The 25,585-nt window shown below is 62.7% G+C and carries 26 protein-coding genes; 15 read left to right on the top strand and 11 right to left on the bottom strand.

Annotated features, from left to right (window positions below; genetic code table 11):
- Positions 1-179: 179 nt before the first annotated feature.
- The gene (locus ACIQUI_RS23260; RefSeq protein WP_403203046.1) at positions 180-830 is read right to left on the bottom strand and encodes an HAD family hydrolase; all 651 of its coding nucleotides are present in this window, start codon (positions 828-830) and stop codon (positions 180-182) included.
- A gap of 120 nt (positions 831-950) precedes the next feature.
- Positions 951-1,499: a gamma carbonic anhydrase family protein gene (locus tag ACIQUI_RS23265; protein ID WP_016497395.1), complete on the bottom strand. Its 549-nt coding sequence runs from the start codon at positions 1,497-1,499 to the stop codon at positions 951-953.
- A 66-nt stretch (positions 1,500-1,565) separates the two neighbouring features.
- Here ACIQUI_RS23265 and prlC point away from each other — a divergent pair, with 66 nt between their 5' ends.
- The 5 genes from prlC (at position 1,566) to ACIQUI_RS23290 (ending at position 7,923) form a co-directional block, all read left to right on the top strand.
- A complete protein-coding gene (gene prlC, locus ACIQUI_RS23270) occupies positions 1,566-3,653 on the top strand; it encodes an oligopeptidase A (RefSeq protein ID WP_403203048.1) in 2,088 nt (695 codons plus the stop codon).
- Positions 3,650-3,931, top strand: a complete 282-nt coding sequence (locus ACIQUI_RS23275; RefSeq protein ID WP_016712822.1) for a YheV family putative zinc ribbon protein — start codon at positions 3,650-3,652, stop codon at positions 3,929-3,931. Before prlC ends, ACIQUI_RS23275 begins: the two co-directional genes overlap by 4 nt.
- A gap of 80 nt (positions 3,932-4,011) precedes the next feature.
- On the top strand, positions 4,012-5,070 hold the full coding sequence (locus tag ACIQUI_RS23280; RefSeq protein WP_403203050.1) for a PA0069 family radical SAM protein: 1,059 nt from the start codon (positions 4,012-4,014) through the stop codon (positions 5,068-5,070).
- Positions 5,071-5,479: 409 nt separating this feature from the next.
- Entirely contained in the window at positions 5,480-6,199 is a 720-nt protein-coding gene (locus ACIQUI_RS23285; RefSeq protein WP_201206648.1) for a carbonic anhydrase, read from the top strand.
- Between the two features lie 218 nt (positions 6,200-6,417).
- The gene (locus ACIQUI_RS23290; RefSeq protein WP_403203104.1) at positions 6,418-7,923 is read left to right on the top strand and encodes a SulP family inorganic anion transporter; all 1,506 of its coding nucleotides are present in this window, start codon (positions 6,418-6,420) and stop codon (positions 7,921-7,923) included.
- Positions 7,924-8,055: 132 nt separating this feature from the next.
- On the opposite strand, the gene ACIQUI_RS23295 is transcribed toward ACIQUI_RS23290, so the two are convergent.
- Positions 8,056-8,697 carry a hypothetical protein gene (locus ACIQUI_RS23295; RefSeq protein ID WP_403203052.1) on the bottom strand — a complete coding sequence of 214 codons (642 nt, stop codon included), beginning with the start codon at positions 8,695-8,697 and terminating at the stop codon, positions 8,056-8,058.
- Positions 8,698-9,065: 368 nt separating this feature from the next.
- Between ACIQUI_RS23295 and coxB the strand changes: the two genes are divergently transcribed.
- Genes coxB through ACIQUI_RS23315 form a run of 4 tightly spaced genes read left to right on the top strand, consistent with a single transcriptional unit; the run spans position 9,066 to position 13,307 of the window.
- The gene (gene coxB, locus ACIQUI_RS23300) at positions 9,066-10,193 is read left to right on the top strand and encodes a cytochrome c oxidase subunit II (protein WP_403203054.1); all 1,128 of its coding nucleotides are present in this window, start codon (positions 9,066-9,068) and stop codon (positions 10,191-10,193) included.
- Between the two features lie 43 nt (positions 10,194-10,236).
- Entirely contained in the window at positions 10,237-11,826 is a 1,590-nt protein-coding gene (ctaD, locus tag ACIQUI_RS23305; protein ID WP_403203056.1) for a cytochrome c oxidase subunit I, read from the top strand.
- A gap of 10 nt (positions 11,827-11,836) precedes the next feature.
- Entirely contained in the window at positions 11,837-12,403 is a 567-nt protein-coding gene (locus ACIQUI_RS23310) for a cytochrome c oxidase assembly protein (RefSeq protein ID WP_198751925.1), read from the top strand.
- A gap of 16 nt (positions 12,404-12,419) precedes the next feature.
- Positions 12,420-13,307 (top strand): cytochrome c oxidase subunit 3, encoded by an 888-nt coding sequence (locus tag ACIQUI_RS23315; protein WP_403203058.1) that lies wholly within the window; start codon positions 12,420-12,422, stop codon positions 13,305-13,307.
- A 105-nt stretch (positions 13,308-13,412) separates the two neighbouring features.
- On the opposite strand, the gene ACIQUI_RS23320 is transcribed toward ACIQUI_RS23315, so the two are convergent.
- Positions 13,413-13,616 carry a twin transmembrane helix small protein gene (locus tag ACIQUI_RS23320; RefSeq protein ID WP_391131948.1) on the bottom strand — a complete coding sequence of 68 codons (204 nt, stop codon included), beginning with the start codon at positions 13,614-13,616 and terminating at the stop codon, positions 13,413-13,415.
- A 51-nt stretch (positions 13,617-13,667) separates the two neighbouring features.
- On the opposite strand from ACIQUI_RS23320, the gene ACIQUI_RS23325 reads away from it, so the two are divergent.
- Genes ACIQUI_RS23325 through ACIQUI_RS23345 form a run of 5 tightly spaced genes read left to right on the top strand, consistent with a single transcriptional unit; the run spans position 13,668 to position 17,551 of the window.
- The gene (locus ACIQUI_RS23325; protein WP_403203061.1) at positions 13,668-14,405 is read left to right on the top strand and encodes an SURF1 family protein; all 738 of its coding nucleotides are present in this window, start codon (positions 13,668-13,670) and stop codon (positions 14,403-14,405) included.
- Positions 14,374-14,955, top strand: coding sequence for a hypothetical protein (locus tag ACIQUI_RS23330; RefSeq protein ID WP_403203062.1), 582 nt, complete (start codon positions 14,374-14,376; stop codon positions 14,953-14,955). Before ACIQUI_RS23325 ends, ACIQUI_RS23330 begins: the two co-directional genes overlap by 32 nt.
- A gap of 9 nt (positions 14,956-14,964) precedes the next feature.
- Entirely contained in the window at positions 14,965-16,044 is a 1,080-nt protein-coding gene (locus ACIQUI_RS23335; protein WP_403203063.1) for a heme A synthase, read from the top strand.
- Positions 16,029-16,922 (top strand): heme o synthase, encoded by an 894-nt coding sequence (gene cyoE / locus ACIQUI_RS23340; protein ID WP_403203064.1) that lies wholly within the window; start codon positions 16,029-16,031, stop codon positions 16,920-16,922. The genes ACIQUI_RS23335 and cyoE overlap by 16 nt, the downstream gene beginning before the upstream one ends.
- Complete coding sequence (locus ACIQUI_RS23345; RefSeq protein ID WP_060499831.1) at positions 16,919-17,551, top strand: SCO family protein; 633 nt, start codon at positions 16,919-16,921, stop codon at positions 17,549-17,551. Before cyoE ends, ACIQUI_RS23345 begins: the two co-directional genes overlap by 4 nt.
- A 119-nt stretch (positions 17,552-17,670) precedes the next feature.
- Here the strand turns inward: ACIQUI_RS23345 and ACIQUI_RS23350 are convergent, their stop codons facing one another.
- The 3 genes from ACIQUI_RS23350 to ACIQUI_RS23360 form a co-directional block, all read right to left on the bottom strand.
- Positions 17,671-18,441, bottom strand: a complete 771-nt coding sequence (locus ACIQUI_RS23350) for a MetQ/NlpA family ABC transporter substrate-binding protein (RefSeq protein WP_403203065.1) — start codon at positions 18,439-18,441, stop codon at positions 17,671-17,673.
- Between the two features lie 64 nt (positions 18,442-18,505).
- Positions 18,506-19,177, bottom strand: a complete 672-nt coding sequence (locus ACIQUI_RS23355; RefSeq protein WP_012269918.1) for a methionine ABC transporter permease — start codon at positions 19,175-19,177, stop codon at positions 18,506-18,508.
- Positions 19,177-20,184: a methionine ABC transporter ATP-binding protein gene (locus tag ACIQUI_RS23360; RefSeq protein ID WP_403203066.1), complete on the bottom strand. Its 1,008-nt coding sequence runs from the start codon at positions 20,182-20,184 to the stop codon at positions 19,177-19,179. Before ACIQUI_RS23360 ends, ACIQUI_RS23355 begins: the two co-directional genes overlap by 1 nt.
- A gap of 227 nt (positions 20,185-20,411) precedes the next feature.
- Between ACIQUI_RS23360 and katE the strand changes: the two genes are divergently transcribed.
- The gene (gene katE / locus ACIQUI_RS23365; protein ID WP_403203067.1) at positions 20,412-22,547 is read left to right on the top strand and encodes a catalase HPII; all 2,136 of its coding nucleotides are present in this window, start codon (positions 20,412-20,414) and stop codon (positions 22,545-22,547) included.
- Positions 22,548-22,716: 169 nt separating this feature from the next.
- Here the strand turns inward: katE and ACIQUI_RS23370 are convergent, their stop codons facing one another.
- From ACIQUI_RS23370 to zur, 4 genes are all read right to left on the bottom strand, one after another.
- Positions 22,717-23,424, bottom strand: a complete 708-nt coding sequence (locus tag ACIQUI_RS23370; protein WP_403203068.1) for a PA5502 family lipoprotein — start codon at positions 23,422-23,424, stop codon at positions 22,717-22,719.
- A 127-nt stretch (positions 23,425-23,551) separates the two neighbouring features.
- A complete protein-coding gene (znuB, locus tag ACIQUI_RS23375; protein ID WP_019099207.1) occupies positions 23,552-24,334 on the bottom strand; it encodes a zinc ABC transporter permease subunit ZnuB in 783 nt (260 codons plus the stop codon).
- Entirely contained in the window at positions 24,327-25,100 is a 774-nt protein-coding gene (gene znuC, locus ACIQUI_RS23380) for a zinc ABC transporter ATP-binding protein ZnuC (RefSeq protein WP_403203069.1), read from the bottom strand. Before znuC ends, znuB begins: the two co-directional genes overlap by 8 nt.
- A complete protein-coding gene (zur, locus tag ACIQUI_RS23385) occupies positions 25,097-25,582 on the bottom strand; it encodes a zinc uptake transcriptional repressor Zur (protein WP_403203070.1) in 486 nt (161 codons plus the stop codon). Before zur ends, znuC begins: the two co-directional genes overlap by 4 nt.
- Between the last annotated feature and the right edge of the window lie 3 nt (positions 25,583-25,585).

Consider the following 25,585-nt stretch of genomic DNA (forward strand, 5'->3'; position numbering starts at 1 on the left):
AAGCTGCTGCACCTGGTTTACGGGGTGGTGAAGTCGGGGATACCGTTTGACCCCAAAATCCCTCTTGCGGGGTGAGGGTCAAGACGGTATCTACAAGGGACCGCGTAGCATGAGTTGACGCGATTCCCTGTAGGAGCGGCCTTGCGTCGCGATGGGCTGCAAAGCAGCCCCCAGGGCCCTCAAGCCTTGATAAATGCCTGATGCATCTCGGCCAAGGTAGCAAAGTGGAAAGCCGGTTCTTCGGCCATCAACTCTTCCCGGCTACCAAACCCATACCCCACCGCCACGGCCTGCAAGCCATTGCTGCGGGCTCCGATCAGGTCATGCTTGCGGTCGCCGATCATCAGCGTTTGCGCCGGGTCCAGGCCTTCTTCATCCAGCAAATGACGAATCAGCTCGACCTTGTTGGTACGCGTGCCGTCCAGCTCGCTGCCGTAGATCACCTTGAAATGGTGGTCGAAGGCAAAGTGCCGGGCAATTTCGCGGGCGAATTCCCAGGGCTTGGAGGTAGCGATGTACAGCGTGCGGCCCTGCCCGTTCAGGGCTTCGAGCAACTCCGGCACGCCCTGGAATACCAGGTTTTCGTACAGGCCGGTGACGCGGAAGCGCTCCCGGTAGAAGTTGACCGCCTCCCAGGCCTTGGCTTCGTCGAAGCTGTAGAACTGCATGAAAGCCTGCAGCAGGGGTGGGCCGATGAAGTGCTCGAGGCGGGCCAGGTCCGGCTCGTCGATGCCCAGCTTGGCCAGGGCGTACTGGATCGAGCGGGTAATGCCCAGGCGCGGGTCGGTCAGGGTGCCGTCGAGGTCGAACAGGATGTTTTGCTGGTGCATGTACGGGGTCCACTTGAGTGCTTTGTGGCCATCTTCGCGGGCTCGCCCGCTCCCACAGGAATATCACAAGGCCTGAGGCCGGCGCTGTCCCTGTGGGAGCGGGCGTGCCCGCGAATGCGGTCATTCAGGTTGGTCGTAGCCTTCGGCCAGGTGCTGGTCCTTGAGCTTCACGTAGTTGCCGGCACTGTAGGAAAAGAACGCGCGCTCCTTGTCGTTCAGCAACCGGGCCTGCTTTACCGGGCTGCCCATATACAGGTAGCCACTGACCAGGCGCTTGCCCGGTGGCACCAGGCTGCCGGCACCGATGATCACTTCGTCCTCGACGATGGCGCCATCCATGATGGTGCTGCCCATGCCCACCAGGATGCGGTTGCCCAGGGTGCAGCCATGCAGCATCACTTTGTGGCCGATGGTCACCTCGTCACCGATGATCAGCGGGAAGCCGTCCGGGTTGAACGGGCCGGCGTGGGTGATGTGCAGCACGCTGGCGTCTTGCACGCTGGTGCGCGCACCAATGCGGATGCGGTGCATGTCGCCGCGTACTACGGTCATGGGCCAGATCGAGCTGTCTTCACCGATCTCCACGTCGCCCAGCACCACCGCCGAACGGTCGACGAAGGCACGTAGTCCAACTTTCGGAGTGTGTTGCTGGAAGCTTCGGATGGCCATGATAGCGTCTCTCATCTGTGCCGATAGGCAGGCTGCCTGCTGCGGTCGGCGTCGATTGTAATTAAGATGGGGCAGTGTTTCTTCTGCCAAGGTATCCAAACCGTGACTGCGAACAACCCGCTTCTGCAATCCCACGATCTGCCGCCCTTCTCGCAAATCCGTGCCGAACACGTGTTGCCGGCGATCGAAGCGATCCTGGCCGACAACCGTAAAGCCATTGCCGAGATCCTCGACAAGCAGGGCAAGAACCCATCCTGGGCTGGCCTGGTGCTGGCCATGGACGAACTGAACGACCGCCTGGGCGCTGCCTGGAGCCCGGTCAGCCACCTCAATGCGGTGTGCAACAGCGCCGAGCTGCGTGAGGCCTACGAGTCGTGCCTGCCGGCGCTGAGCGCCTACTCTACCGAACTGGGCCAGAACCGTGCGCTGTTCGACGCCTACCAGGCGTTGATCAACAGCCCTGAAGCCGCCGGTTTCGACGTGGCGCAAAAGACTATCCTCGAGCATGCCCTGCGTGATTTCCGCCTGTCGGGTATCGACCTGTCGGCAGACAAGCAGCAGCGCTACGCCGAAGTGCAAAGCAAGCTCAGCGAGCTGGGCAGCCGCTTCTCCAACCAGTTGCTCGATGCCACCCAGGCCTGGACCAAGCACGTTACCGACGAAGCCGCGCTGGCTGGCCTGACCGACTCGGCCAAAGCGCAGATGGCTGCCGCTGCCCAGGCCAAAGGCCTCGACGGCTGGCTGATTACCCTGGAATTCCCCAGCTACTACGCGGTGATGACCTACGCCAGCGACCGCAACCTGCGCGAAGAGCTGTACGCCGCGTACTGCACTCGCGCCTCGGACCAGGGCCCGAACGCAGGCCAGAACGACAACGGCCCGGTGATGCAGGAAATCCTTGGCCTGCGCCAGGAGCTGGCCGAACTGCTGGGCTACAAGAACTACGCCGAGCTGAGCCTGGCCACCAAGATGGCTGAGTCCAGCGACCAGGTGTTGAGCTTCCTGCGTGACCTGGCCAAGCGTTCCAAGCCGTTCGCCGCCCAGGACCTGGAGCAGCTTAAGGCCTACGCTGCTGAGCAAGGTTGCCCTGAACTGGCCAGCTGGGACGCCGGCTACTTTGGCGAGAAGCTGCGCGAGCAGCGCTACAGCGTGTCGCAGGAAGCCCTGCGCGCCTACTTCCCGATCGACAAGGTGCTGGGTGGCCTGTTCAGCATCGTGCAGCGCCTGTACGGCATCGAAATCGCCGAGCTCAAGGGCTTCGACAGCTGGCACCCGGACGTACGCCTGTTCGAAATCAAGGAAAACGGCCAGCAGGTCGGCCGCTTCTTCTTCGACCTTTACGCCCGTGCCAACAAGCGTGGCGGTGCCTGGATGGACGGCGCCCGCGACCGCCGCCGCACTGCGGCCGGCGAGCTGCAGAGCCCGGTGGCCAACCTGGTGTGCAACTTCACCCCGGCCTCACCCGGCAAGCCGGCGCTGTTGACCCACGATGAAGTCACCACCCTGTTCCACGAGTTTGGCCACGGCCTGCACCACATGCTGACCCGTATCGAGCATGCCGGTGTATCCGGTATCAACGGCGTGGCGTGGGACGCGGTCGAGTTGCCGAGCCAGTTCATGGAAAACTGGTGCTGGGAGCCGGAAGGCCTGGCGCTGATCTCCGGCCATTACGAAACCGGTGCTCCCCTGCCTCAGGACCTGCTGGACAAGATGCTGGCGGCAAAGAACTTCCAATCGGGCATGATGATGGTGCGCCAGCTGGAGTTCTCGCTGTTCGACTTCGAACTGCATGCCACCCATGGCGACGGCCGCAGCGTGCTGCAGGTGCTCGAAGGCGTTCGCGACGAGGTATCGGTCATGCGCCCACCGGCGTACAACCGCTTCCCTAACAGCTTTGCGCATATCTTCGCTGGCGGTTATGCGGCGGGCTACTACAGCTACAAGTGGGCCGAGGTGCTGTCGGCTGACGCCTTCTCGCGCTTTGAGGAAGAAGGCGTGCTCAATGCCGAAACCGGCCGCGCGTTCCGTGAGGCGATCCTGGCCCGCGGTGGTTCGCGCGAGCCTATGGAGCTGTTTGTCGACTTCCGTGGGCGTGAGCCTTCCATCGATGCGTTGCTGCGCCACAGTGGCCTCACCGAGAGCGCTGCAGCATGAGCGAGGTTGCTGTGAACAAGACCAAGAAGCGCTTCATTGCCGGGGCGGTCTGCCCGGCGTGCAGCGAGCCTGACAAGCTGATGATGTGGAGCGAAGACGACACCCCGCACCGTGAGTGCGTGGCCTGTGGCTTCACCGACACCCTTAACGAGCAGGGCCTGTCGGTGCCCAAGGAGCTTGGCACCCGGGTCAACCACCTGGCACCCAAGGCTGCGCCGGCCAAGGTACAGACGGTGCAGTTCTTCCCTAATCCGAAGCTCAAGAAGCCGGCAGAGTAAGGGCAGGCTGGCGGACCAGAGGTGCTGGTGGATTCAAGGTTGTTGCGATACTGTATGTAAATACAGTATCTGGAGCAGCCATGAATTCCCCAGCGCCGCTAAAGGGCCGTGGCACGGCACACAATCCGCACAACCGGTTTGCCCCGAACCATTCTGTGGTGGAGGACGACGGCTGGTATCAGGAAGTGCCGCAAACCCAGGGTACCGAGGTACGCAGCGAGACGGCCAAGTCGGTCATCTCCCGCAATACTTCGCCCGACCTGCCTTTCGACCGCTCCATCAACCCCTACCGCGGCTGTGAACATGGCTGCATCTACTGTTATGCCCGCTCCTCCCATGCCTATTGGGACCTCTCACCAGGCCTGGATTTTGAAACCAAGCTGATCGCCAAGACCAACGCTGCCGAAGTGCTCGCGCAACAGCTGAGCAAACCAGGCTATGTGTGTGCGCCGATCAACCTGGGCTCCAATACCGACCCGTACCAGCCGATCGAGCGCGAGCAGTTGCTGACCCGGCGCCTGTTAGAAGTGCTGCTGCGGTTTCGCCACCCGGTGACCATCGTCACCAAGGGTGCACTGGTGCTGCGCGACCTTGACCTGCTGGCTGAAATGGCCCGGCAGCGCCTGGCGCGGGTGATGATCAGCCTGACCACGCTGGACGACGACCTCAAGCGAGTACTGGAGCCACGCGCGGCTTCGCCCAAGGCCCGTTTGCGGGCCATCCGGGTGCTGCGTGAGGCAGGTGTGCCCGTGGGCGTCTTGTGTTCACCGATGATTCCGATGATCAACGACAGTGAGCTGGAGCGCCTGCTGGAGGCGGCCAAGGAAGCAGGTGCGCAGAGCGCGGCCTACATGATGCTGCGCCTGCCGCTGGAAGTGGCGCCGCTGTTCGAACAGTGGCTGCAAGACCACTACCCTCAACGGGCGGCGCATGTGTTGAGCCTGATCCGCCAAAGCCGCGGGGGGGAGCTGTATGACAGCCGCTTTGGTGCGCGCATGCGCGGTGAAGGCGTGTTTGCCGAGTTGCTGGCGCAGCGTTTTGCCAAGGCCATGAAGCGCCTGGACTTCGAAGGGCGGGAAGCGCAGGCGCTGGACTGCTCCGCCTTCTGCCCGCCCGGCGGGCAGATGCCCCTGTTCTGACATGCCCCTGTGGGAGCGGGCGTGCCCGCGAACACCGGCGCAGCCGGTGCCATACACCGAGTTGCTCTCTTCGCGGGCATGCCCGCTCCCACAGGGACTGTGCAGGGCTCGGGCTCCCAAGTGGGGGCCCATTGCCACCCCTGAGTACAACTAATCCGAGTGGATAATTGCGCTAATACATATTGGTGTTTGATGTTTTTTTGCTATTATCCAGTTCCCGCCTTTTCCATCTGGAACACCCGTTCTAGAGCCTTCGAATTAAGTTTCAGTTAAGTTTTCCCCGCTAGCGTAGGAAATCAGTCCACACCGACTGTGATCTATGGCCCGTGCGTGTCATCTAAATCCCTGCATAGCCAGAATCTTTCACCGGTAAAATGGATTTACCTACACACCGTCAAGAGGATGAATCATGCCCGTCAAGGACCCATCCAAGGTCGTTCCGCAGGTCCCCGCGGAGAGCGCCGATGCCGCCCTGAAGCACATTGTCGATGGCTTTCTGCGCTTTCACCATGACGTCTTCCCCGATCAGCAAGAGCTGTTCAAGAAGCTCGCCACTGCGCAAACACCGCGCGCCATGTTCATCACCTGCGCCGACTCGCGCATCGTCCCCGAGCTGATCACCCAGAGCTCGCCAGGCGACCTGTTCGTGACCCGTAACGTGGGTAACGTGGTACCACCATACGGCCAGATGAATGGCGGCGTTTCCAGCGCCATCGAGTACGCCGTACTGGCACTGAAAGTGCACCACATCATCATCTGCGGCCACTCCGACTGTGGCGCCATGCGCGCGGTCCTCAACCCGCATTCGCTGGACAAGATGCCGACCGTCGGAGCCTGGCTGCGCCACGCCGAGGTGGCCCGCACCGTGGTCGAGAACAACTGCTCGTGCGGCAGCGAACATGAAACGATGCAGGTGCTGACCAAGGAAAACGTCATCGCCCAGCTGCATCACTTGCGCACCCACCCTTCGGTGGCTTCGCGCCTGGCCGCTGGCGAACTGTTCATCCATGGTTGGGTGTACGACATCGAGACCAGCAAAATTGAAGCCTATGACGCCGCCAGCGACAGCTTCATGCCCTTGGCTGCTGGCGAGCCAGTCCCCTGCGCCACCCCGAGAGGCCGCTACTAAGCGACCCGTCCACCGCTAGAACCTTGATAGCCGGCTGCACCCTGTAGGGGTGTGGCGCGGCCTTCGGCTGCCTTGAATTCCCTGACTGCCTTGCCGGCACGCCCGCTGGCGGCCCGCGCCTGCGCGTTTGTCAGGGGCAAATGTGCCCACGGCCAGAGGAATGGCCGTGCGACTAAGAAAGGAGAAACACGGTGAACATTACACAGTTGAAAGCGGCCATGCCGCGTGAGTTGCTGGCGTCGGTGGTGGTCTTTCTGGTGGCCCTGCCGTTGTGCATGGGCATTGCGATCGCCTCGGGCATGCCACCGGCGAAAGGCCTGATTACCGGCATTATCGGCGGCATTGTGGTGGGTTTTCTCGCCGGTTCGCCGCTACAGGTCAGCGGCCCCGCTGCCGGCCTGGCGGTACTGGTGTTCGAGTTGGTGCGTCAGCATGGCATGGCCATGCTCGGGCCGATCTTGCTGCTGGCGGGGCTTTTGCAGTTGCTGGCCGGGCGCCTGCGCCTGGGGTGCTGGTTCCGCGTCACCGCGCCAGCGGTGGTGTACGGCATGCTGGCGGGGATTGGCGTGCTGATCGTGCTGTCGCAGGTGCATGTGATGTTTGATACGGCGCCGCAGCCTTCCGGGTTGCAGAACCTGCTGGAATTCCCCTCCACCGTTGCCGCAGCCCTGCCACAGGAAAGCTCAGGCTCCGGCTGGATGGCCGGTGCGCTGGGCCTGGGCACCATTGCCATCATGTGGGGTTGGGAGCGCTTGCGGCCGCAGCGGCTACGGTTCGTCCCTGGTGCCTTGCTGGGTGTTGCAGCGATGACCGCGATCAGCATGTGGCTGGCCTTGCCGGTAAACCGGGTGCAAGTGCCGGCAGACCTGTCCGAGGCCATCGACTGGATTCGCCCGGATGACCTGATGCAACTGGCCGACCCTGCCCTGCTGGTCGCCGCCTTTGCCCTGGCTTTCATCGCCAGTGCAGAAACCTTGTTGTCGGCCGCGGCGGTCGACCGCATGCACAGCGGCCAGCGCTCGGACTTCGACCGTGAGCTGTCGGCCCAAGGCATCGGCAACATGCTATGCGGCGTGTTGGGTGCATTGCCAATGACCGGGGTGATCGTGCGCAGCTCGGCGAATGTGCAGGCGGGCGCGCAAACCCGCGCGTCGGCGATCTTCCATGGCCTATGGCTGCTCGCGTTCGTGGTGGCGTTGAGCAGCGTGCTGCAGCAGATTCCGGTGGCGAGCCTGGCGGGTGTACTGGTGTTCACCGGGGTCAAGCTGGTCGACTTCAAGGCGTTTCGCGGGCTGGGTCGTTATGGCCGCATGCCGATGTTTACCTACGCGGCGACAGCGCTGGCGATCATCTTTACCGACCTGCTGACGGGCGTGCTGCTGGGCTTTGCCCTGACCTTGCTGAAACTGGCGTTCAAGGCGGCGCGGCTGAAGATCAACCTGGTGAGCCTGGAGAAGGCTGGGCATATGGAACTGCGGCTTAGTGGCGCGGCGACGTTCCTCAAGGTGCCGGCGCTGACCCAGGTGCTGGATACCGTACCGGTGGGGACCACGTTGCATGTGCCGCTGGGTAACCTGAGCTACATCGACCACTCGTGCCTTGAGTTGCTGGAGGACTGGCACCGAAGTAATGCTGCGAATGGGTCGCGGTTGTTGATCGAGCAGCGGCGGTTGAAGCGGCGGATCGAGGGGCGGTTGCGGACTACGGCGGGGGTTGGGGCTTGAAGCTGAAGTTTTGTATTGCCTGAACTGGCCTCTTCGCGGGCACGCCCGCTCCCACAGGGACCGCACATAATTCAGATGCTGTGCGGTCCTTGTGGGAGCGGGCGTGCCCGCGAAGAGGCCGGTGCAGGAATATCAGGCCGGCTGACCCAACTCGACACCCAGCTGACGCGACAGGCACGGCCAGCGCTTCCACGCCGCGCCGGTTTGCGGGCTGCTCAATTTCTCGCGATAAGCCTCTACCGACTCCACCGCAAAGCTCTCGTCATTGAGCATTTCATCAACCGAGTGGTGCACCACTTCGTCCAGCTGGTTGGCAAAGGGTTCGCCAATCAACTGGTGAGCAATCAGGTTTGCCACCGTGGTGTCGACCGGAATAAGCGGCTGCTTGAAGTGGCGGATGTACAGGTCGTTCACCTCCTCCACCAGGCGGTGCGCCAGGTACGCCTCATCCAGCAGGCAGTCCAGCCCCACATGCCCGTTCATGACCTCGGGTGGCTGCAGGAAGTAAGCCTCGGCAATTTTCAATACAGGTTTGATCTGCGATTCGATCCCGGCCTCAATGGCGACCTCGTGCGCGGCCTCTAGCAGCTCCGGAACCTGATCGATGTAGGCGCTGACGAAGCGCGCCAAAGTACCCTTGGCGTCCTGCTCAGGCAGTTGGATCGAGGGGTGCAGGTGGGGCAGTTGCAGCTCGAGACGCGCTTTCAATTGGCCGGTCTGGCCTTCATGTTGATGGGCTTGGCTTACCTGCTCGCGTACAGCAGCGATGTTCATGACAACTCCAGGGACATTACGTTTCAAACGGAAGACACTAAATTAGCTCGGTATACAGAATACCTAAGACGCATTTGTTATAAGCCACGCAAACGTGTGCGCTCTCAGGCATATCGAGATGCCATTATATGGCCATGAGCTGTCAAGCCTGCGGTTTCCAGGGCATCTGGCCATTTCGTGAAGTTCATTTCACTGCCTTCATTGCGTGCCATTGGTCGCTGTCTATACTCCCGTTGAACGTGATTCGTTGATGAGGCCCGACTGCTTTTGCAGGGGCTCGGTCGTCGAAGCCAGGCAGTCTTGACCGCCGTTCCCTCTTGCCGCAGGCCACGCCTCCGGGACAACAAGAATTAGAAGGGGAACCCGCAATGATGCGACATCCACATGTCTGGATGGTCCTCCTGTTGTGGTCGGTTTTTGGTCAGGCCAACGCCGCCTGGACCGTGAACATGCACCCGGGGGCGACGGAAGTCTCCAACGCCGTCTTCGACCTGCACATGACCATCTTCTGGATCTGCGTGATCATCGGCATCGTCGTGTTTGGCGCGATGTTCTGGTCGATGGTCATCCACCGCCGTTCCACCGGCCAGCAGGCCGCGCATTTCCACGAGCATACCTGGGTGGAAATCCTCTGGACCGTGGTGCCCTTCCTGATCCTGGTGGTCATGGCCATCCCGGCGACCAAGACCCTGATCGATATCTACGACGCCAGCGAGTCGGACATCGACATCCAGGTCACCGGCTACCAGTGGAAGTGGCACTACAAGTACCTGGGCCAGGACGTGGAGTTCTTCAGCAACCTGGCCACCCCCGCCGACCAGATCCACAACAAGGCCCCCAAGGACGAGCACTACCTGCTCGAAGTCGACCAGCCGCTGGTGCTGCCGGTGGGCGCCAAGGTGCGTTTCCTGGTAACCGCCGCCGACGTCATCCACTCCTGGTGGGTGCCGGCCTTCGCGGTCAAGCGCGATGCCATCCCCGGCTTCGTCAACGAAGCCTGGACCCGTATCGAGAAGCCCGGCATCTACCGCGGCCAGTGCACCGAGTTGTGCGGCAAGGACCATGGCTTCATGCCGGTGGTGGTCGAGGTGAAATCCAAGGCCGACTACGACACCTGGCTGGGTGAGCGCAAAGCCGAAGCCGCCAAGCTCAAGGAACTGACCAGCAAGGAATGGACCCTGGAAGAGCTGGTGGAACGCGGCGACAAGGTCTACCACACCACCTGCGTGGCCTGTCACCAGGCCGAAGGCCAGGGCCTGCCACCCATGTTCCCGGCGCTCAAGGGCTCGAAGATCGCCACCGGGCCGAAGGAAGGCCACCTGAGCCTTGTCTTCCACGGCAAGCCCGGCACAGCCATGGCGGCATTCGGCAAACAGCTCTCGGAAGTCGACATCGCGGCTGTGGTCACCTACGAGCGCAATGCCTGGGGCAACAACAAGGGCGACATGGTCACGCCGAAGGACGTGCTGGCGCTGAAGCAGGCAGAAGCCAAGTGAACCGGGTTACTCGCGGCAATCAATGGGTTGCAGGAGACAGGACATGAGCACAGTGATCGACGACCACGCCCACGGCCATGAGCACGCCCACGGCCCGGCCAAGGGCCTGATGCGCTGGGTGCTGACCACCAACCATAAAGACATCGGCACGATGTACCTGTGGTTCGCCTTCATCATGTTCCTGCTCGGCGGCTCGTTCGCCATGGTGATCCGCGCCGAGTTGTTCCAGCCTGGGCTACAGATCGTGGAGCCGGCGTTCTTCAACCAGATGACCACCATGCACGGCCTGATCATGGTGTTTGGCGCGGTGATGCCGGCCTTCGTCGGCCTGGCCAACTGGATGATCCCGCTGATGATCGGCGCGCCCGACATGGCCCTGCCGCGCATGAACAACTTCAGCTTCTGGTTGCTGCCGGCGGCGTTCCTGCTGCTGGTCTCGACCTTGTTCAGCCCTGGCGGCGGCCCCAACTTCGGCTGGACCTTCTACGCCCCGCTGTCCACCACCTACGCCCCGGCCAGTGTCACCTTCTTCATCTTCGCCATCCACCTGATGGGCATCAGCTCGATCATGGGCGCGATCAACGTGATCGCCACCATCCTCAACCTGCGCGCACCGGGCATGACCCTGATGAAAATGCCACTGTTCGTCTGGACCTGGCTGATTACCGCGTTCCTGCTGATTGCCGTGATGCCGGTACTGGCGGGGGTGGTGACCATGATGCTGATGGACATCCATTTCGGCACCAGCTTCTTCAGTGCCGCTGGCGGCGGTGACCCGGTGCTGTTCCAGCACGTGTTCTGGTTCTTCGGCCACCCCGAGGTGTACATCATGATCCTGCCGGCGTTCGGCGCGGTCAGCTCGATCATCCCGGCGTTTTCGCGCAAGCCGCTGTTCGGCTACACCTCGATGGTGTACGCCACCGGGGCCATTGCCTTCCTGTCGTTCATTGTCTGGGCCCACCACATGTTCGTGGTCGGCATCCCGGTGGTGGGTGAGTTGTTCTTCATGTACGCCACCATGCTGATTGCCGTGCCCACCGGGGTGAAGGTGTTCAACTGGGTCAGCACCATGTGGGAAGGCTCGCTTACCTTTGAAACGCCGATGCTGTTCGCCATTGCCTTCGTCATCCTGTTCACCATCGGCGGCTTCTCCGGGTTGATGCTGGCCATCGCCCCGGCGGACTTCCAGTACCACGACACCTACTTCGTGGTAGCGCACTTCCACTACGTGCTGGTGCCCGGGGCGATTTTCGGCATCTTTGCCTCGGCCTACTACTGGCTGCCGAAATGGACCGGCCACATGTACGACGAAACCCTTGGCAAACTGCACTTCTGGCTGTCGTTCATCGGCATGAACATGGCCTTCTTCCCCATGCACTTCGTTGGCCTGGCAGGCATGCCGCGCCGCATCCCGGACTACAACCTGCAGTTCGCCGACTTCAACATGGTGTCGTCGATCGGTGCCTTCCTGTTTGGCGCAACGCAGATCTTCTTCCTGTTCATCGTCATCAAGTGCATCCGCGGTGGGGCGCCGGCACCGGCCAAGCCTTGGGATGGCGCCGAGGGCCTGGAATGGTCGATCCCCTCCCCTGCGCCCTACCACACCTTCCAGACACCACCGGAAGTGAAATAGGGAACCCGCCATGAAAGGCCTGTCGCTGAAACGCCTGGTAACGCGCCTGCTGATGCTGACGGTGGTGATGTTCGCCTTCGGCTTCGCCCTGGTGCCGATCTACGACGTGATGTGCAAGGCGTTTGGCATCAACGGCAAGACCGGCGGGCAATACGAGGGCAGCCAGGTCAGCGACCCGTCGCGTTCGGTGCGGGTGCAGTTCATGTCGACCAATGCCAGCGACATGGTCTGGGACTTCTATTCCACGGCTGACCAACTGGAGGTCAACCCGGGGGCGGTGAACCAGATGATCTTCATTGCCCACAACCCGACCGACCGGCCGATGAGTGCGCAGGCGATACCCAGCATCACCCCGGCCGAGGCCGCGGCGTACTTCCACAAGACCGAGTGCTTCTGCTTTACCCAGCAGGTGCTGCAGCCCGGCGAACGCATCGAGATGCCGGTGCGCTTCATTGTCGACCGCGACCTGCCGGCCAGCGTGAAGCACCTGACACTGGCCTACACCTTGTTCGACATCACCGCTCGCCACCCGCCGGTCGCTCATGTTGCGGCCCAGGACGTCCAGGGCGCCCGTTAAGGGAAGGAGAACAGCAATGGCAAGTCATCAGCACTACTACGTTCCGGCGCAGAGCAAGTGGCCGATCATTGCCACCATCGGCATGTTCATCACGGTATTTGGCCTGGGCACCTGGTTCAATGACATGAAGGCCGGCCACGCGGATTCGCACGGGCCGCTGATTTTCTTCATTGGTGCGTTGTTCCTGGCCTACATGCTGTTTGGCTGGTTTGGTGCCGTGGTGAAGGAGAGCCGAGCAGGGTTGTACAGCCCGCAGCTGGACCGCTCGTTCCGCTGGGGGATGAGCTGGTTCATCTTCTCCGAGGTGATGTTCTTCCTGGCCTTCTTCGGTGCGCTGTTCTATGTGCGCGTGCTGGCCGGGCCCTGGCTGGGCGGTGAAGGGGCCAAAGGGGTTGCGCACATGCTGTGGCCAACCTTCGAATTCACCTGGCCGCTGCTGCACACGCCTGACCCGAAACTGTTCCCGCCGCCCAAGGAAGTGATCGACCCGTGGCACTTGCCGCTGATCAACACCATCTTGCTGGTGAGCTCCAGTGTGACCATCACCATCGCCCACCATGCATTGCGCCGTGATCACCGAGGGCCGCTGAAATTCTGGATGGCGCTGACCATCCTGCTGGGCCTCAGTTTTATTGCGCTTCAGGCTTTCGAGTACCACGAGGCCTACACCAAGCTGGGGCTGACGCTGGGGTCGGGGATCTATGGTGCGACGTTCTTCATGCTCACCGGCTTCCACGGTGCCCACGTGACCTTGGGCACGATCATCCTGATCGTGATGTTCGTGCGCATTTTGCGTGGGCACTTCAACCCGGAGAAACACTTTGGCTTCGAGGCAGCCAGCTGGTACTGGCACTTCGTTGATGTGGTTTGGGTGGGGTTGTTTATCTTTGTCTACGTACTTTGAAGGCAGATAGAGAACCCTGTGGGAGCGGGCGCGCCCGCGAATGCGTCGGTACATTCAACATCGCATTCGCGGGCATGCCCGCTCCCACAGGGTCAGCTGAAAACTTCAGAAAGGGGCATGAGATACCAGCTGACCGCTGATGAAACCCCAGGCGACCAGGCCGATGGTCAAGGCCGCCAGGGTTACCCGCACGGTCAGCGCTTTCAGCAGGCGGGTCGAGTTTTCATCGTCTTTGACCAGAAACACCAGGCCACTGAACAGGCTGGCAATCGTGGCCATCAGCATCAGGACAATCGCGGCCTTGAGCATGGCGCTACTCCGGGGGGATGCGGTGATGTGGATAAGTATAGCGAGGCGCCCGTGAGGCCGTTTCGCCCAGGCTGGGTACCGACCCTGGTGGTGCTTGCACTTCTACCGGGGCTGATCGCGCTTGGCTGCTGGCAACTTGGGCGGGCCGAGGAAAAGCGCGCATTGCTGGCCAGCTACGCCGAGCGACGTATCGAAGCGCCGCTGGCGACCAGCCAGCTGAATGGCAACGAAGACAACGCCTTGCGCCGCGTGCACCTGTATGGCCGCTTCGACGCCGAGCACAGCGTGCTACTGGACAACCGCATGCGCGATGGCCAGGCCGGTGTCGAATTGCTGCAGCCCTTCCATGACCAGCCCAGTGGCCAGTGGCTTCTGATCAACCGTGGCTGGCTACCATGGCCAGACCGCCGCGTGCCGGTGCATTTCGATACCCCTGCCCAGGCCTTGGCACTGAACGCTTCCGTCTACGTATCGCCCGGTAGCACGTTCCAGCTGCATCCCGACCCTGAAGGCGGCCAGTGGCCCCATCTGCTCACCGCCGTTGATGCCGCGCAGCTATGGCCGCAGTTAGGCCGCGAAGGCTACGCCCATGAGTTGCGCCTGGAGCCCGGCCCGGCAACCTACCGCCTGGACTGGCCGGTGGTGGCCATGGGCCCGGAAAAACACCTGGGGTACGCCGTGCAGTGGTTTGCCCTGGCGACCGCGCTGGTTCTGCTCTACCTCTACTTCGGCTGGCACCAAAACAAGGAGAAACGCCATGGCCACCGCCACTCCACTGGACGTGCCTGAACGTAGCAAACCCAGAGCCCGCGGGCGTTTGCAGCTGTTGCTGATCCTGTTTGTAGTGCTTGGGCCGATGATTCTGGCTACCAGCATGTACAAGCTCAACTTCTGGGTGCCGGAAGGCCGTAGCTACCACGGCGCCATGATCGGCAATGGTGAAACCCGTGCGGATATCGGCGTGGCGGGTGAAGACCAGCGCTGGCAGCTGCTGGTCAGCGCGCCCGAGACCTGCGCCGAGGACTGCCAGCGGCTGGTGTACCTGGCCCGGCAGATCCAGGTCGGCCTGGGCCGCGATGCCAGCCGTGCCAGCCATGCGCTGGCCGCTGCGCAACCGCTGGGCGCCGACTACCAGGCGCTGCTGGGGCGCGAGTACCCGCAACTGCAACGCTACCCGCTGGACGCACCACGCTACTTGCAGAAGGTCGGTGAGCCCGGCCCGCAACTGTGGATCGTCGACCCCCACGGCAACCTGGTGCTGCGCTACGACGGCAAGGGCAACGGCAAGCATGTGCTGGACGACCTGCGCCACCTGCTCAAGCTGTCCAATATCGGCTAGGAGCCTGCCATGGCCAGACCCGGATTCCGCTTAGCTGTGTTCGCCACCCTGCTGGCATTGCTGGTCGTGCTGCTGGGTGCCTACACCCGCCTGACCCACGCCGGCCTCGGTTGCCCCGACTGGCCGGGTTGCTACGGCTTCATCAGCGTGCCCAAGAGCGAAGCCCAACTTGCCCACGCCGAGCTGCATTTCCCGGATCACCCGGTGGAAGAGGCCAAGGGCTGGGCCGAAATGGTCCATCGCTACTTCGCCGGTACGTTGGCTGTGGTAATCGCCCTGCTGGCCTTCCAGGCGGTGCGCCGACATGCCCGCGACGGTCAGCCGTATCGTCTGCCTGTGCTGTTGCTGGGCGTGGTGCTGGCACAGGCGGCCTTCGGCATGTGGACGGTTACCCTGAAGCTGTGGCCACAGGTGGTCACCGCGCACTTGCTCGGCGGGTTCACCACGTTGAGCCTGCTGTTCCTGTTATCCCTGCGTCTATCCCGGGCTTTTGCGCCATTGCCCAAGTTGCCGTTGAGCTTGCGCCGCATCGCTGCGTTGGCGCTGCTGGTGGTGATCGGCCAGATTGCCCTGGGCGGTTGGGTCAGTGCCAACTACGCAGCGGTTGCCTGCATCGACCTGCCCACTTGCCACGGCCAGTGGTGGCCGGCGGCAGACTTCAGCAACGGCTTTCACCTGACCCAGCACGTCGGTCCCAATTACCTGGGCGGGCAACTGGACAGTGATGCGCGCACCGCTATCCACATCAGCCACCGCCTGGGCGCCCTGCTGGTGACCTGCGTGCTGCTGATGCTCAGCTGGAAGCTGCATCGCTGTGGCCTGCCCGGCCTGGCGCGGCTGGTGCTGCTGGCGCTGGCCCTGCAAGTCGGCCTGGGCATCAGCAACGTACTGTTCCACCTGCCGTTGGCTGTCGCGGTGGCGCACAACGCGGGTGGCGCGCTGTTGCTGCTGAGCATGGTGCTGGTGAACTACCGCATTCGCGTGGTCGACAAGGTGCGCGTGGGTGTCGGCCATGGCTGGCGCCTGCGGCCCGTGACCGGTGTGGGCATTTCCCATCAGATGAGGAACGATTCGTGGCGACGCTTCTGAGCGCACGGCGGGCCAATTGGCGCGATTATCTGGAGCTGACCAAGCCCAAGGTGGTGGTGCTGATGCTGATCACCTCGCTGGCAGGCATGTTCCTCGCCACCCGCGCGGGCGTGGACTGGAGGGTGTTGCTGTTCGGTAACCTGGGGATTGGCCTGTGTGCTGGCAGCGCGGCGGTGGTCAACCATGTGGTCGATCGGCGCATCGATGCGTTGATGGCCCGCACCCAAAAGCGGCCCTTGGCCCAGGGCCGGGTCGAGCCACTGCCGGCGCTGTTGTTCGCCCTGGCCCTGGCGCTGTCGGGCATGGCCCTGCTGCTGGTGTTCACCAACGCCCTCACCGCCTGGCTGACGCTGGCTTCCCTGCTCGGGTATGCGGTGCTCTACACCGGCTTTCTCAAGCGCGCCACGCCGCAGAACATCGTCATCGGTGGCCTGGCAGGGGCTGCACCGCCGTTGCTTGGCTGGGTTGCGGTCAGTGGCCATGTCAGTGCCGAGCCACTGTTGCTGGTGCTGATCATCTTCGCCTGGACCCCGCCGCACTTCTGGGCCTTGGCCATCCACCGCAAGGAGGAGTACGCCAAGGCCGATATCCCGATGCTGCCGGTGACCCATGGTGAGCGCTACACCAAGCTGCATATCCTGCTGTACACCCTGATTCTGTTGGCTGTGAGCCTGCTGCCCTATGCCATCCACATGAGTGGCCCGCTGTACCTGGCCTGTGCCTTGGTGCTGGGCCTGCGCTTCCTGCATTGGGCCTGGGTGTTGTACCGTGGCAGCCGGCCGCACGCGGCAATCGGCACGTTCAAGTACTCTATCGGCTACCTGTTCGCGCTGTTCATCGCGTTGCTCCTCGACCACTACCTGTTGCTGAACCTATGACCCGAACCCAGAAAACCGTCTTCATCCTCGTTGCCCTGGTCGCGCTGATCATGGGCCTGACCGTCAACAAGGTGCTAAATGGCCGCGACCAGCCCAACCCCACCGAGCTGATCGATGCGGGCATCATCCTGCTGCCGCAGAGCCGCACCGTGGCCGATGTGACCATGACCAACCAGGATGGCCAGCCAGTACAGCTGGATGACCTGAAGGGCAAATGGTCGTTGCTGTTCTTTGGCTACACCTATTGCCCGGACATCTGCCCGACCACCCTGGCCCAGTTGCGTCAGGTGAAGAGCGAGCTGCCCAAGGAAGCCGTTGACCGGCTGCAGGTGGTGCTGGTGAGCGTGGACCCGAACCGCGACACGCCGAACCAGCTGAAGCAGTACCTGGGCTATTTCGACAAGGATTTTGTCGGGGTGGCAGGGTCGATCGAGGATACCCAGAAGCTGGCCAATGCTTTAAGCATTCCGTTCATTCCGGCGGATACCAGCAAGCCGGGGTATACCGTGGATCACAGCGGCAACCTGGCAGTTGTGGGGCCGGATGGGCGTCAGCGTGGGTTTATTCGTGCGCCGTTCAACAACCAGAAGCTGGTGGCGCAGTTGCCGGGGCTTGTGAAGCGGGATTGATGGGGCTTTAAAAGCTTCGCGGGCACGCCCGCTCCCACAGGTACATCGCTAGCCTCAGGCCTTGTGATATCCCTGTGGGAGCGGGCGTGCCCGCGAAGAATCCAGCGCGATTGTTCGGCTTAGAACGCCGGAACCACAGCGCCTTTGTACTTCTCGTTGATGAACTGCTTCACCTCTGGCGAGTGCAGTGCAGCTGCCAGCTTCTTCATGTCTTCCGAGTCCTTGTTGTCCGGGCGGGCAACCAGGATGTTCACGTAAGGCGAATCGCTGCCTTCGATGGCCAGCGCGTCCTTCTCGGGGTTCAGCTTGGCTTCCAGCGCGTAGTTGGTGTTGATCAGGGCAGCATCGACCTGGGTCAGCACGCGCGGGATGGTGGCCGCTTCCAGCTCACGGAACTTGATGCTTTTCGGGTTCTCGGCAACATCCTTCACGGTGGACAGGATGTTCTTGTTGTCCTTCAGCTTGATCACGCCGGCCTTGTCCAGCAGCAGCAGGGCGCGGCCGCCGTTGGTGGCGTCGTTGGGGATGACCACGGTGGCGCCGGAGGACAGTTCGTCCAGCTTCTTGATCTTGGTCGAGTACACGCCCAGCGGCTCGATGTGCACGCCGGCCACGCTCACCAGGTTGGTGCCCTTGGCCTTGTTGAACTCATCCAGGTACGGCTGGTGCTGGAAGAAGTTGGCGTCCAGGCGCTTTTCGGCCACCTGTACGTTCGGCTGGATGTAATCGGTGAATTCCTTCACCTTCAGCTCCACGCCCTCTTTCGCCAGTTGTGGTTTGACGAAGTTGAGGATCTCGGCGTGTGGTACCGGGGTGGCGGCAACGGTCAGGGTATCGGCGTGGGCCGAGAAGGCCGCGACAGCGGCAGCAACAGCAAGCAGCTTCTTCATCAATCACTCCTTGTGAGGGCCGCGACGGCCCCCGAACGGGTCGGCCGGGCCGACCCCATTGGGGTTACTTACGGGAAAAATGCACGACCAGTTTGTCGCCCACGCTCTGCAGTACTTGAACCAGTACCAGCAGCAGCACCACGGTGACGACCATCACATCGGTCTGGAACCGCTGGTAGCCGAAGCGGATAGCCAGGTCGCCCAGGCCACCGGCACCGACCACGCCAGCCATGGCGGTGTACGACACCAGGGTAATGGCGGTCACGGTAATGGCTGCGAAGATGCCCGGGCGGGCCTCTGGCAGCAGTGCGCTGGTGATGATCTGGCGGGTGGTGGCGCCCATCGACTGGGTAGCCTCGATGATGCCGCGGTCCACTTCACGCAAGGCGGTTTCCACCAGGCGGGCAAAAAACGGCGTGGCACCCACCACCAGCGGCGGGATGGCGCCGGCAACGCCCAGCGAGGTGCCGGTGATCAGCACGGTGAACGGGATCATCACGATCAGCAGGATGATGAACGGCAGCGAGCGCAGGATGTTGACCACCAGCGACAGCAGCGCATACACGCCCTTTTGTTCGAACATCTGCTTGGGCCCGCAGAGGAACAGCAGCACGCCCAGCGGCAGGCCCAGCAGCACGGTGAAGAACAGCGAGCCGAACAGCATGATCATGGTGTCGATGGTGGCCAGCCAGATTTCGGCCCAGTCGACGTTGGCAAAGAAATTCAGGGCGTCCATCAACGCAGTACCTCCATATGTACGTCAGCTGCCTTGAAGCGGGCGAACGCCGCTTCCATGTCACCGCCGATCAGGGCAAGTGTGAGCTGGCCATAGGGGACATCCTTGATGCGGTCGATACGCCCAGCGAGGATGCTGTAGTCCACACCGGTTTCGCGTGCCACGGTGCCCAGCAGCGGCGCGTAGGTGGCGTCGCCCTGGAAGGTAAGGCGCACGATGCGGCCTGGTACGTGGGCGAAGTCGTCGCGCTGCTCGCCTTCGTCGACCTGCTCGTCTTCCTGGACAAAGCGCTTGGTGGTGGCGTGCTGCGGGTGCAGGAACACCTCGGCCACAGAGCCTTGCTCGACGATCTGGCCGGCGTCCATCACTGCCACGCGGTCGCAGACCCGGCGGATCACGTCCATTTCATGGGTGATCAGCACGATGGTCAGCTTCAGCTCACGGTTGATCTCGGCCAGCAATTGCAGGACCGAGGCCGTGGTTTGCGGGTCGAGGGCACTGGTGGCCTCGTCGCACAGCAGGATCTTCGGGTTGGTGGACAATGCGCGGGCGATGCCGACGCGCTGCTTCTGGCCGCCAGACAACTGCGCCGGGTACTTTCTGGCATGGTCCGAGAGGCCAACGCGGGCCAGCAGCTCGGTGACGCGCTTGTCGATTTCGCTGCGCGACAGCTCGCCGGCCAGGGTCAGTGGCAGGGCGACGTTGTCGGCAACGGTCTTGGAGGCCAGCAGGTTGAAGTGCTGGAAGATCATGCCGACCTGCTGGCGGAAGCCGCGCAGCTGGTTGGCGTTGAACGCGGTGACGTCTTCGCCGTCGACGATGATCTTGCCGCCGGAAGGCTCTTCCAGGCGGTTGATCAGGCGCAGCATGGTGCTTTTGCCAGCGCCGGAATGGCCGATCAGGCCGAACACCTGGCCATCTTCGATGGTCAGGCTGGTCGGATTCAGTGCGGGGATTTCCCTACCGGCAACGCGGTAGGTTTTATGTACCTGTTGGAACTCGATCACGTAGCGAACCTTGTGGGGCGCATGGAAATTGGGGTCAGCGGTTAGCTGGGGTCGCGCATTTTAGCCTTTTCCCATAGCTGTTCTTAGCATTTATTTCGTAATGCACCAATCCTTCGGGCATATCGCGACAACCGGTAATCCTGATTGAACGCTCGGCAAAGCCATCCAGTCACTAGTTGAACAAGCCCGAAACGGGCACGCCTGAAGACTGACGAGGAGAGCCGACCATGCCCAGCAAGAAAACGGACGCGCCCAAGCACAGTGAAGCCGCTGGCACACAGACCCCTGACCGGGCCAATACCAATGCCAAGTTGCAGAGCCTGGAAACCTTCCGCAGCGATGCTACCGGCCAGGCCCTGCGCACCAACCAGGGGGTGAAAATTGCCGACAACCAGAACAGCCTCAAGGCTGGCGCACGTGGGCCGTCGCTGCTCGAAGACTTCATCATGCGCGAGAAGATCACCCACTTCGACCATGAGCGCATCCCGGAGCGCATCGTGCATGCCCGTGGTACCGGGGCGCACGGTTATTTCCAGAGTTACGGTAGCCATGCCGAGCTGACCAAGGCCGGCTTCCTGCAGGACCCGGAGAAGAAAACCCCGGTGTTTGTGCGTTTTTCCACCGTGCAGGGGCCGCGAGGCTCGGGCGATACGGTGCGCGATGTGCGCGGCTTTGCCGTCAAGTTCTACACCGATGAGGGCAATTTCGACCTGGTTGGCAACAATATGCCGGTGTTCTTTATCCAGGATGCCATCAAGTTCCCGGATTTCGTGCATGCCGTGAAGCCTGAGCCGCACAACGAAATGCCCACCGGCGGCTCTGCCCACGACACGTTCTGGGATTTCGTCTCACTGGTACCGGAGTCGGCGCACATGGTCATCTGGGCCATGTCCGACCGCGCCATCCCGCGCAGCCTGCGGATGATGGAGGGCTTTGGCGTGCACACCTTCCGCCTGATCAATGCCGAGGGTGTGGCCAGTTTCGTCAAGTTCCACTGGAAGCCGCGCCAGGGCGTGCATTCGGTGTTGTGGGACGAGGCGCAGAAGCTGGCCGGCAAGGACACCGACTACCACCGCCGCGACCTGTGGGAAGCCATCGAGACCGGTGACTACCCGGAATGGGAGCTGGGCGTGCAGATCGTGCCCGAGGCCGACGAGCACAAGTTCGACTTCGACCTGCTCGACCCGACCAAGCTGATCCCCGAAGAACTGGTGCCGGTGACGCTGCTGGGCAAGATGGTGCTAGACCGCAACCCCGACAACTTCTTTGCCGAAACCGAGCAGGTTGCCTTCTGCCCGGGGCATATCGTGCCGGGCATCGACTTCACCAACGACCCGCTGCTGCAGGGCCGGTTGTTCTCCTACACCGATACGCAGATCAGCCGGCTGGGCGGGCCGAACTTCCATGAAATCCCGATCAACCGGCCGGTAGCGCCCAACCACAGCAGCCAGCGCGATGCCATGCACCGCATGACCATCGACAAGGGCCGGGCGTCCTACGAGCCCAACTCGATCGATGGCGGCTGGCCGCGGGAAACACCGCCAGCGGCGCAGGATGGCGGTTTCGAGAGTTATCAGGAGCGTATCGACGCGCACAAGATCCGCCAGCGCAGCGAGTCGTTCGGCGATCATTTCTCGCAGGCGCGGCTGTTCTTCCAGAGCATGAGCCCGACCGAACAGCAGCACATCATCAAGGCCTACAGCTTTGAACTGGGCAAGGTCGAGCGGGAAAGCATCCGCCAGCGGGAGGTGAACGAGATCCTGGCCAATATCGACCTGAAGCTGGCTGCGGCTGTGGCGGCGAACCTGGGGCTGGCGGCGCCCAAACAGGGCACGCTCAAGGTGAAAGGCAGCAAGCTGGCGCAGTCCAAGGCGTTGAGCCAGATGAACCACCCCGGCTCGGTCGGCATCAAGGGCCGCAAGATTGCAGTGTTGGTAGCTGACGGCGTGGATGCTGCGAGCGTAGACAAACTGGTGAAGGCACTGGAGGCACACAGCGCACGGCCCATGCTGTTGGGGCCGACTTCGGCGCCGGTGAAGGCAGCGGATGGCAAGCAGTTGGCGGTGGATGCATCGATGGAGGGGATGCCGTCGATCATGTTTGACGGCATTGTCGTGCCTGGGGGCAAGGCTTCGACGGATGCCCTGGCGGCCAGCGGGTTGGCCAAGCACTTCCTGCTGGAAGGCTACAAACACTTGAAAGCGCTGGTGTTGACCAATGAACTGGTGAAAGCGCTGGGGCTCAAGGAGGACAAGGGTTTGTTGCTGGGAGATGAGCAGAAGACCGTGGATGCCTTTGTCAAAGCGGTAGAGGGGCATCGGGTGTGGGAGCGGGAGGCGGCTGCGCAATCCATCCCTGCCTGATAGGGCCCTTTCGCGGGTGAACCCGCTCCCACGGAGCAGCGATAACGCGGTCATTGTGGGAGCGGGCGTGCCCGCGAACACGGGCGAAGCCCGTGCCATCCACCGCGTTGTCGTCTTCGCGGGCGCGCCCGCTCCCACAGGTACGGCGAAAGGGTCACCCGCGAAGCTTTTACTGCTGATGCGGGACCAGAACCACCTGCGCCGGCAGCGAGCGCTGAATTTCATGCTTCTGTTTCAAACCAAACCCGCTGTCGATCTTGCGCACGCGCTTCTCCAGCAAGGTTTTCAACCACGGCGCGTCGTCGGTGCGCGGTACCTGGAACACCACTTCGCAGTCATAGCTCACCACATCGGCGGCAATGTCATCGAGCTGGCGCCGCAGGGCGCGGCTGTCGGTGGTCTTCAAGGCCACTACCGTGCTTGGCGCTGTCGGGTCGATGATGCGTGCCTTGGGCTTGGCTTCAGCCGCTTTCAAGGCAGCTTCTGCCTTCTCCAGCTCGGCCTTGCGCGCTTGCGACAGGGGGTCGCCGCCGGTCACGGCAGGGGCTTGCGGCATCAGTGCACGGGCACGGGCCAGTGCGGTTGCTGCCGCGTTCACATCGCCCTTTTGCAGCACGATCTGGCTGCGTTGCAGGTAGGCCTCGGCCAACTGGCGCTGGTATTGCTCCAGGCGTGCGTCGTCAGGCGACTGCGCCTGCAAGGCTGCCAGCTGGTCTTCGGCGGTGGCCAGCTCATTGCTGGCGATGTTCTGTTGCAACTGCTGCCAGGCATCGGCTTGGGCAGGTACGGCGGCCTGTTCGACCGGCGCGCTGGAACAGGCAGCCAGGAACAGGGAAAACGCGGCAACAAGCAGATAACGGGAGGCGAACGGCTTCATTCCTGCGACTCTCTATTTGCGCAAAAAGCGAGCAAGTCTACACCCAGGTGCGCACGCTCGAAAACAGGTCTTACAGACCCTTTACCCGGCAAAAGGTTGCAAGGCGTGCCATCACACGCCCTGTATTTCAACGTTTTGGCAGGGCCAGGCTCAGCAAGAATAGCACCGCCGCGCAGACCACGATCGACGGGCCGGCGGGGGTATCCTTGAACCAGGACATGGCCAGGCCCCCGCAGACGGCGGTAACGCCCAGCAGGCTGGCGCCCAGGGCCATCTGCTCGGGGGAGCGGGCGTGACGTTGCGCCGCAGCGGCGGGGATGATCAGCAGCGAGGTGATCAGCAATACACCGACGATCTTCATGGCGACGGCAATGACCACTGCAATCAGCAGCATCAAGGCCATGCGCAGGCCAGCCACGGGCAGACCCTCGACCATGGCCAGCTCTTCATGCACGGTAACCGCCAGCAGCGGCCGCCAGAGCACGGCGAGCAGCAGCAGGACCAGCGCACTGCCGCCGAGGATCCAGGCCAGGTCGGTGGTGCTGATGGCCAGCAGGTCGCCGAACAGGTAGGCCATCAGGTCGATGCGCACGTCGTGCATGAAACTCAGCACCACCAGGCCCAGCGACAAGGTGCTGGGGGCGAGGATGCCGAGCAGGGTGTCGGAAGCCAGCGGTTGGCGTTGCTGCAAGGTAACCAGCAGGATCGCCAGCAACAGGCAGCCGACAGTTACCGCCAGGGCCGGGCTTACATCCAGTACGAAGCCCATCGCCACGCCCAGCAGTGCGGCGTGGGACAGGGTGTCGCCGAAATACGCCATGCGCCGCCACACCACGAAAGAGCCGAGCGGGCCCGCAACGACGGCCAGGGAAAGGCCTGCAAGCAAGGCGTAAAGAAGAAAATCAGCCATGCTTGCAGTGCTCTCCGTGAACATGGGTGCCGGGGGCGACCACCGAACCGTGCAGGTCGTGGCTGTGGTCGTGATGGTGGTGATAAATGGCCAGGCTCGGGGCGTTCTGGCCGAACAGTTCGACGAAGGCCGGGTCGTTGCTGACATGTTCCGGGTGGCCCGAGCAGCACACGTGGCGGTTCAGGCACACCACCTGGTCAGTGGCGCTCATTACCAGGTGCAGGTCGTGGGACACCATCAGCACGCCGCAGCCGTGGCGGTCGCGCAGACGGGTGATGAGGTTGTACAGCTCGGTCTGGCCGACCACATCCACGCCTTGAACCGGCTCGTCGAGTACCAGCAGCTGGGGTTCGCGCAGCAGTGCGCGGGCCAGCAGCACACGCTGCATCTCGCCGCCGGAAATGGTCTGGATCGGGCTGTCGATGACCTGTTCGGCGCCCACTTCCTGCAGCGCCGACAAGGCTGCCGCGCGGTCTACCCCGGGTACCAGGCGCAGGAAGCGCAGTACCGATAGCGGCAGCGTGGCATCGACCTGGATCTTTTGCGGCATGTAGCCGATGCGCAGCTTCGGTTTGCGCCATACCTTGCCGCGGTGCGGCTTGAGCAGCCCGAGTACGGCGCGCACCAAGGTCGTCTTGCCTGCGCCGTTGGGACCGATCAGGGTGACGATCTGGCCTGGGGCAACCGACAGGTCGATGCTGTCGAGTACTGCCTCGCCGCCAAAGCTAACGCCAACCTGCTCCAGGCGGATCAGCGCGTCGCTCATGCCGCGCTCCGGCAGTTACCGCACAGGCCGACCACTTCCACGGTCTGGGTTTCGACGGTGAAGCCCACGCCTTTGGCGCTGTTGATGATGGCCTCGCTGATGCTGTTCTGCTCCAGCTCGATGGCCACGTGGCATTCGCGGCAGATCAGGAACTGGCCCTGATGCACGTGCTCGGGGTGGCTGCAGCCGATGAAGGCGTTGAGCGAGGCGATGCGGTGCACCAAGCCGTTTTCCAGCAGGAAGTCCAGCGCGCGGTAGACCGTAGGCGGGGCGGCGCGGCGGCCGTCCTGCTCGCTGAGCACGGCGAGGATGTCGTAGGCGCCCAGCGGCTTGTGGCTTTGCCACACCAGCTCCAGCACACGGCGGCGCAGCGCGGTCAGGCGCAGGCCCTGGCGGGTGCACAAGGCGTCGGCTTCAGCCAGTGCGCTGTGCACGCAATGGGAGTGATCGTGAGGGCGGTTGGCCAGCGGCGTGATGGACATGGG

This window comes from Pseudomonas sp. NPDC090592 (assembly GCF_044769185.1).
In the GTDB taxonomy this organism is placed as follows: domain Bacteria; phylum Pseudomonadota; class Gammaproteobacteria; order Pseudomonadales; family Pseudomonadaceae; genus Aquipseudomonas.

What these genes read in the sequence shown, in the direction of transcription:
- ACIQUI_RS23260 (WP_403203046.1), bottom strand. Translation starts at nt 830, where the DNA reads ATGCACCAGCAAAACATCCTGTTCGACCTCGACGGCACCCTGACCGAC.
- ACIQUI_RS23265 (WP_016497395.1), bottom strand. Translation starts at nt 1,499, where the DNA reads ATGGCCATCCGAAGCTTCCAGCAACACACTCCGAAAGTTGGACTACGT.
- prlC (WP_403203048.1), top strand. Translation starts at nt 1,566, where the DNA reads ATGGGGCAGTGTTTCTTCTGCCAAGGTATCCAAACCGTGACTGCGAAC.
- ACIQUI_RS23275 (WP_016712822.1), top strand. Translation starts at nt 3,650, where the DNA reads ATGAGCGAGGTTGCTGTGAACAAGACCAAGAAGCGCTTCATTGCCGGG.
- ACIQUI_RS23280 (WP_403203050.1), top strand. Translation starts at nt 4,012, where the DNA reads ATGAATTCCCCAGCGCCGCTAAAGGGCCGTGGCACGGCACACAATCCG.
- ACIQUI_RS23285 (WP_201206648.1), top strand. Translation starts at nt 5,480, where the DNA reads ATGCCCGTCAAGGACCCATCCAAGGTCGTTCCGCAGGTCCCCGCGGAG.
- ACIQUI_RS23290 (WP_403203104.1), top strand. Translation starts at nt 6,418, where the DNA reads ATGCCGCGTGAGTTGCTGGCGTCGGTGGTGGTCTTTCTGGTGGCCCTG.
- ACIQUI_RS23295 (WP_403203052.1), bottom strand. Translation starts at nt 8,697, where the DNA reads ATGAACATCGCTGCTGTACGCGAGCAGGTAAGCCAAGCCCATCAACAT.
- coxB (WP_403203054.1), top strand. Translation starts at nt 9,066, where the DNA reads ATGATGCGACATCCACATGTCTGGATGGTCCTCCTGTTGTGGTCGGTT.
- ctaD (WP_403203056.1), top strand. Translation starts at nt 10,237, where the DNA reads ATGAGCACAGTGATCGACGACCACGCCCACGGCCATGAGCACGCCCAC.
- ACIQUI_RS23310 (WP_198751925.1), top strand. Translation starts at nt 11,837, where the DNA reads ATGAAAGGCCTGTCGCTGAAACGCCTGGTAACGCGCCTGCTGATGCTG.
- ACIQUI_RS23315 (WP_403203058.1), top strand. Translation starts at nt 12,420, where the DNA reads ATGGCAAGTCATCAGCACTACTACGTTCCGGCGCAGAGCAAGTGGCCG.
- ACIQUI_RS23320 (WP_391131948.1), bottom strand. Translation starts at nt 13,616, where the DNA reads ATGCTCAAGGCCGCGATTGTCCTGATGCTGATGGCCACGATTGCCAGC.
- ACIQUI_RS23330 (WP_403203062.1), top strand. Translation starts at nt 14,374, where the DNA reads ATGGCCACCGCCACTCCACTGGACGTGCCTGAACGTAGCAAACCCAGA.
- ACIQUI_RS23335 (WP_403203063.1), top strand. Translation starts at nt 14,965, where the DNA reads ATGGCCAGACCCGGATTCCGCTTAGCTGTGTTCGCCACCCTGCTGGCA.
- ACIQUI_RS23345 (WP_060499831.1), top strand. Translation starts at nt 16,919, where the DNA reads ATGACCCGAACCCAGAAAACCGTCTTCATCCTCGTTGCCCTGGTCGCG.
- ACIQUI_RS23350 (WP_403203065.1), bottom strand. Translation starts at nt 18,441, where the DNA reads ATGAAGAAGCTGCTTGCTGTTGCTGCCGCTGTCGCGGCCTTCTCGGCC.
- ACIQUI_RS23355 (WP_012269918.1), bottom strand. Translation starts at nt 19,177, where the DNA reads ATGGACGCCCTGAATTTCTTTGCCAACGTCGACTGGGCCGAAATCTGG.
- katE (WP_403203067.1), top strand. Translation starts at nt 20,412, where the DNA reads ATGCCCAGCAAGAAAACGGACGCGCCCAAGCACAGTGAAGCCGCTGGC.
- ACIQUI_RS23370 (WP_403203068.1), bottom strand. Translation starts at nt 23,424, where the DNA reads ATGAAGCCGTTCGCCTCCCGTTATCTGCTTGTTGCCGCGTTTTCCCTG.
- znuB (WP_019099207.1), bottom strand. Translation starts at nt 24,334, where the DNA reads ATGGCTGATTTTCTTCTTTACGCCTTGCTTGCAGGCCTTTCCCTGGCC.
- znuC (WP_403203069.1), bottom strand. Translation starts at nt 25,100, where the DNA reads ATGAGCGACGCGCTGATCCGCCTGGAGCAGGTTGGCGTTAGCTTTGGC.
- zur (WP_403203070.1), bottom strand. Translation starts at nt 25,582, where the DNA reads ATGTCCATCACGCCGCTGGCCAACCGCCCTCACGATCACTCCCATTGC.